Origin of the sequence: Halogeometricum sp. CBA1124 (genome assembly GCF_009741955.1) — an archaeon.
Classification (GTDB): Archaea; Halobacteriota; Halobacteria; order Halobacteriales; family Haloferacaceae; genus Halogeometricum; species Halogeometricum rufum.
Window position 1 is genome coordinate 1 of sequence record NZ_WPCD01000236.1, and the last position, 5,210, is coordinate 5,210.

Here is a 5,210-nt window from a genome sequence, read left to right on the forward strand (position 1 = left end):
CGCCGGGTTCGACGTCACCGTCGAGAGCGCCATCCCTCTCGGCGCCGGCCTCGGGTCGTCGGCGGCCGTCGTCGTCGCCGGTATCGACGCCGCGACGCGCGAACTCGGCCACCCGCTCTCCCCCGAGGAACTCGCCGAACGCGCCTACCGCGCGGAGTACGACGTGCAGGACGGACAGGCCTCCCGCGCGGACACGTTCTGCTGTGCGGTCGGCGGTGCGGTCCGCGTCGAGGGCGACGACTGCCGCCGCATCGACGCGCCGAACCTCCCGTTCGTCGTCGGCTTCGACGGCGGCGCGGGCGACACGGGTAAACTCGTCGCGGGCGCCGCGAACTCCGCGAGGAGTACGGCTTCGCCGCCGACACCGTCGGGAGCATCGGCGACCTGGTCCGCCACGGCGAGTCCGTCCTCGCGGACGCCGACCCCGCGGCGGAACCGACCGACGAACTGCTCGCGGAACTCGGCCGCCTGATGGACTTCGACCACGGCCTCCTCGAAGCGCTCGGCGTCTCCTCGCGCACGCTGGACAACATGGTGTGGGCCGCCCGCGAGGCCGGCGCGCACGGCGCGAAACTCACCGGCGCGGGCGGCGGGGGTTGCATCGTCGCCCTGGACGAGACGCCGGAGACGGAGACGGCTCTGCGCTACACCGCCGAATGTCAGGACGTGTTCCGCGCCGAACTCGCCCCGGACGGCGTCCGGGTGGAGGAGGAATGACGACCGTCCTCAAACTGGGCGGCAGCGTCGTGACGGACAAGTCCACGCCGGAGACGGTGGACGAGGACCGACTCGACGCCGCCGTCGCGGCGATTGCGAACGCCGCCGCGGAGGGACGCGCCGCGGCCGGCGGGGCGCGGGCCGGCGGCGACCCCAGTCTCGTCGTCGTCCACGGCGGCGGCAGTTTCGGCCACCACAACGCCGAGAAGCACGGCGTCAGCGACACCGCCGGCACGCGCGACGCCGGCGCAGTCTTCGAGATTCACGACGCGATGCGTCGCCTGAACGACGCGTCGTGACCCGACTGCAGGACGCCGGCGTCACCGCTCTCCCGGTCCATCCCCTCTCTGCGGCCGCCAGAGACGCCGACGACGAGCTCTCGTTGCCCCTCGACTCGACGGCGACGATGCTGTCGGAGGGGTTCGTCCCGGTCCTCCACGGCGACGTCGTCGTCCACGCCGACGCCGGCGCGACCATCGTCAGCGGCGACGAACTCGTCACGACGCTGGCGCGCGGACTCGACGCCGACCGGGTCGGCCTCTGTTCGACCGTCCCCGGCGTCCTCGACGCCGACGACGAGGTGATTCCGGAGATTACCGCGTTCGAGGACGTGGCCGCGGTGCTGGGCGGGAGCGAGACGACGGACGTGACCGGCGGGATGGCCGCGAAGGTGCGCGCCCTCCTCGAACTCGGCGCGCCCGCGCACGTGTTCGGTCCCGACGCTCTCGACGCCTTCCTCGCCGGCGACGACGCCGGCACCGTGATTCGGGGCTGAGCCGACCCCTCACTCGGCGTCGACCACGCGGAGTTTGAGGAACCACGTCGACTCCTGTTCGTCTTCCCCTTTCCCGACGCGCACGGGGAGACGCCACCGATACCAGCCCGGTTCGTAGTACCCGTCCGTCCGCTCGTCGTCCCACACGCCGTACTCGTACGTCCGCGTCTCGCCGGCGGCCCACTCGCGCATCGCACACCCGTACGCCGGGTGGGTCCGGACACCGTCGCCGCCGCGAGTCCACCGGTTTCGAGGCCGCTCGCCGGGTTCCGCTCCCGCTCGATACAGCCACAGCCCCCCGCCGTCGCTCCGGCCCCGAGAGCGATTGAACGGACTGCACTTGCCCGTCGCGACGCTCACCGGTCGCGCGTCCCCCCCCGTTCGTCGCCGTGAGGACGAGCGTCGCGGGGTGGTCGTCGGTCACCGTCTCGGTGCGCACGTCGGCGTCGATTCGGAACTCGAACTCCTCCGGGAGGGGGTCCACCTGCGCGACGAAGACGCGCTTCGGATGTGGGTTCGGAGCGAACGGCGACGCGCCGAGACAGCCCGTAGCGAAGCAGAGTGGGAGGGCGGCGAGGAACCGGCGGCGGTTCATAGGCGAGCGTCTTCGTCTTCGGACAAGTACGTTCCCGTCGACGACACGGTATCGAGAGTCAGATGCCGAGAGTCGGATGCCGAGAGTCAGATGTTGCGGTTCAGATGTCGACGCGGAGGCCGTCGCGGGCGAACCGCACGTCGCCGTCGTACCGGTTGCCCACCGACGCCAGCATCTCCTCGTGTTTCCCCTCGGTGTGCGGATACAGGTGCGTGAGGTAGACGCGGCCCACGTCGTGTCCGGCGAGTGCCGCGCCCAACTGCGACGGGGTCGGGTGATTCGACACGTCCACCTCGTCGGGGAACGAGCAGTCGTGCGCGAGGACGGCCGCGCCGTCGGCGAAGTTCGCGAGGCCCTCGAACGCCTCCGTGTCGCCCGAGAAGACGAAGTCGCGTCGCTCGGCGGCCGCGCGTTCCTCGCCGTCGGTGCCACCGTCGTCGTCTCCCGTCCCGTCGTCGCCCCCACCGTCGCCCGCGAACCGATACGCGAGGCAGTCCGTGGAGTGTCTCGTCTCCCGCGCTCGACTTCGAAGCCGGCGACTTCGAAGGACCCGGCGGTGACTTCGCGGACCTGCAGGTCCACGCGTCCCTGCAGGTAGTCGTGCACGTCGAGGAGGCCGTCGAGGAGTCGCTTGGTCCCGGTCGGACCGACGACTTCGAGGTGCGTCTCGCCGGCCAACCACCGCGCCTCAGGAGGGCGAGGAGGTCGGAGACGTGGTCGAGGTGGTGGTGGGTGAGGAGGACCGTACCGACGCCTTCGTAGCCGACGTCGGTGTTCGCGAGGCGGTTGAGGACGCCGCTTCCGCAGTCGACGAGGAGTGACCGGTCGTCGGACTCGACGAGGAGTCCCGTCTGCATCCGGTCGGGAAGCGGCATCGCGCTTCCGGTGCCGAGAAACGTGACGCGCATGACGGCGAGTACGCCGACGGCGGTGGTATAAGTTGGTGGCTCGGGGTCGACTCCGTCGGCGGGCCGGGGGACGAACAGGTAAGAAGCAGAGATAATCACTCGTTAATACCGCTCTCTAGACGAATGTCTGACGAGTATTGATATGTGGTGGTGCTAATTGGCAGCCCGTATGGCAATGAGTGCGAGCACGTCGCAGTCTGCGGTCGAACCCGACGATTCGGTAAGTATGGCCGTCGTCCGAGCAGTCAGTTCCGCCGCCGACAGGCCGGTGCTGGAGTTACCGCCGTTGTACGGGGCGATAGACCCCGACGCCCTCGACGCACTGTTCGACGGCCACCGAACGGCCGGCCGCATCGAGTTCCGGTACGCGGGTTTCCGCGTGACCGTCCGCGCCGACCGGACGGTATCCGTCTCGCCCGTCGAGTGAGAGTCGTCGACTCGTTCTGCCGGACCGACGCCGTGAGCGACTGCACCGGCCGCCGTGCGGGCGCAACCGACTTACAGACGCAGTCCTGACTGCGGGTAATGAGTAGCCGTGGCAGGCGACTTCTCTGCGAGGCGGCCGAGCGGACGGACGACCCGTTCGACTTCGACCCCGAGACCGTTCCGCTCGCGGACGAGGACGTGCTCTCGCGACTCGAACCGTCCGTCCGAGAGTGGTGGGTCGGTCAGTTCGGGCGCTACGTCGGCGGCAACGGCGGGTTCTTCACGCCGCCGCAACGCGAGGCGGTCCCCCTCATCGACGACTCGGAGAACGCCCTCATCTGCGCGCCCACCGGGTCCGGGAAGACGCTGGCCTCCTTCACCGCCATCATCAACGACCTCTTCCGCCGCGACAGGGAACTCGCGGACGGCCTGGACAACTCCGTCTACTGCCTGTACGTCTCGCCGCTGAAGTCGCTGGCAAACGACATCCACCGCAACCTCACCCAACCGCTGGAGGGAATCGCCGACCGGATGGACGAACGCGGCGAGGAGGTGACCATCCGTCACGCCATCCGCCACGGCGACACCTCCAGCGCCGACCGGCAGAAGATGCTGGAGACGACGCCGCACATCCTCAACACGACGCCCGAGACGCTGGCCATCCTGCTGAACTCCCCGAAGTTCAAGGAGAAGCTCCGGACCGTCGAGTACGTCGTCGTGGACGAGATTCACAGCCTCGCGGACAACAAGCGCGGCACGCACCTCTCGGTGTCGCTCGAACGACTGGAGAACCTCTGCGACGCCTCGCCGACCCGAATCGGCTGTTCGGCGACGGTCGAACCGCTCACGACGATGGCGGAGTTCCTCGTCGGACGCGACACCGCCGAGGGGACCTCGGCGAGCAGTCAGACGGAGTCTGGCGACCCCGACGGCACCGCCCGCGATTACGAACTCGTGGACACGCGGTTCGTCCGCGACTTCGACCTGCAGTTGGAGTGTCCGACCGACGACCTCATCGACACACCGCGCGGCGTCGTGCAGGAACGGTTCTACGACAGACTGGACGAGTTGATTCGCTCGCACACGAACACGCTCGTCTTCACGAACACCCGGTCGGGAGCCGAACGCGTCCTGCACAACCTCAGAGAGAACTACGACGGCTACGACGAGACCAACTCGGGCTGTCACCACGGCAGTCTGTCGAAGGACCGCAGACAGGAGATAGAGCGGGAGTTGAAGGAGGGGAACCTCGACGTGGTGACCACCTCCACCAGCCTCGAACTCGGTATCGACATGCCGCACATCGACCTCGTGGTGCAGGTGGGGTCGCCGAAGTCCGTCGCCTCGTTGCTCCAGCGAGTCGGCCGCGCGGGCCACCGACTCGGACAGACCGTCGAGGGGCGAGTCGTCGCCCTCGACAGGGACGAGTTGGTCGAGTGCGCGGTGATGCTGAAGAAGGCCGAAGAGGGGTTCGTCGACCGGGTGTTCGTCCCCGAGAACGCTCAGGACGTCGCGGCCCAACACGTCTACGGCATGGCCATCAACGGCGTGCGGCGCGAGGCGGAGGTGCGGCAGACGCTCCGGCGCGCGTACCCCTACCGCGACTTCTCCGACGCCGAGTGGGAGCGACTGATGGCCTACCTCACGGCCGACTACGAGGAGCTAGAGGAGAAGAACGTCTACGCGAAGGTGTGGCGCGACACCAACGACCCGCCGGACGGCGAACACCACTACGAGGAGTTCGACGTGGGCGAACGCCTCGTCGGCAAGCGCGGGCGGATGGCGCGCG

At 69.0% G+C, this 5,210-nt stretch carries 4 protein-coding genes and 3 pseudogenes; 4 read left to right on the top strand and 3 right to left on the bottom strand.

Going from position 1 to position 5,210, the window contains the following annotated elements; all coding sequences use genetic code 11:
* Nucleotides 1-717, top strand: a pseudogene (gene mvk / locus GJ632_RS19185) (mevalonate kinase); the annotation flags it as partial.
* Nucleotides 714-1,492 (top strand): annotated as a pseudogene (locus GJ632_RS19190) (isopentenyl phosphate kinase). The pseudogenes mvk and GJ632_RS19190, both read left to right, overlap by 4 nt.
* Before the next feature lie 9 nt (nucleotides 1,493-1,501).
* Here the strand turns inward: GJ632_RS19190 and GJ632_RS19195 are convergent.
* From GJ632_RS19195 to GJ632_RS26085, 3 genes and pseudogenes are all read right to left on the bottom strand, one after another.
* On the bottom strand, nucleotides 1,502-1,852 hold the full coding sequence (locus GJ632_RS19195; protein WP_191453770.1) for a hypothetical protein: 351 nt from the start codon (nucleotides 1,850-1,852) through the stop codon (nucleotides 1,502-1,504).
* 335 nt (nucleotides 1,853-2,187) lie between these two features.
* Entirely contained in the window at nucleotides 2,188-2,769 is a 582-nt protein-coding gene (locus GJ632_RS19200) for an MBL fold metallo-hydrolase (protein WP_394351837.1), read from the bottom strand.
* Nucleotides 2,770-2,773: 4 nt separating this feature from the next.
* Nucleotides 2,774-2,995, bottom strand: a pseudogene (locus tag GJ632_RS26085) (MBL fold metallo-hydrolase); the annotation flags it as partial.
* Nucleotides 2,996-3,170: 175 nt separating this feature from the next.
* Between GJ632_RS26085 and GJ632_RS19205 the strand changes: the two are divergent.
* Nucleotides 3,171-3,422, top strand: coding sequence for a HalOD1 output domain-containing protein (locus tag GJ632_RS19205; protein WP_191453772.1), 252 nt, complete (start codon nucleotides 3,171-3,173; stop codon nucleotides 3,420-3,422).
* 98 nt (nucleotides 3,423-3,520) lie between these two features.
* A partial coding sequence (locus GJ632_RS19210; RefSeq protein WP_191453771.1) for a DEAD/DEAH box helicase occupies nucleotides 3,521-5,210 on the top strand: 1,690 nt, incomplete at its 3' end.

Excerpts from the sequence above, each read along its gene's own strand:
- GJ632_RS19205 (WP_191453772.1), top strand. The coding sequence starts at position 3,171 with ATGAGTGCGAGCACGTCGCAGTCTGCGGTCGAACCCGACGATTCGGTA.